Source organism: Streptomyces actinomycinicus (genome assembly GCF_016741775.1).
Lineage (GTDB): Bacteria > Actinomycetota > Actinomycetes > Streptomycetales > Streptomycetaceae > Streptomyces > Streptomyces actinomycinicus.
This window is the reverse complement of sequence record NZ_JAERRK010000090.1, coordinates 1-355: the sequence shown is the minus strand read 5'-3', so window position 1 is coordinate 355 and position 355 is coordinate 1. Positions and strand designations below refer to the sequence as shown.

The following is a 355-nucleotide window of genomic DNA, read 5'->3' as shown; positions in this document are numbered from 1 at the left end:
AACGTCCAGGAAGGTGAGGATCGGGATGTTGAAGGCGTCACACATCTGCACGAACCGTGCGGCCTTCTCGCTGGCCTCGATGTCCAGGACGCCGGCGAGGACCTGCGGCTGGTTGGCGATGATGCCGACGACCCGGCCGTCGAGGCGCGCCAGGGCGCAGATGATGTTGCGGGCCCAGCGCTCGTGGACCTCGAGGTACTCGCCGTCGTCGACGATCTCCTCGATCACCTTGGCCATGTCGTAGGGCCGGTTGCCGTCCGCGGGCACGTGACCGAGCAGCACGTCGCTGCGCCGGTCGACGGGATCGTTGCTGCGTACCCGGGGCGCCGGCTCCCGGTTGTTCTGGGGGAGCAGT

Annotated in this window: 1 protein-coding gene; it reads right to left on the bottom strand. The window is 68.2% G+C overall.

Going from position 1 to position 355, the window contains the following annotated elements:
* Positions 1-355 (bottom strand): carboxyl transferase domain-containing protein (locus JK359_RS38630; RefSeq protein ID WP_307788473.1); only part of this gene is annotated, 355 nt, incomplete at both ends.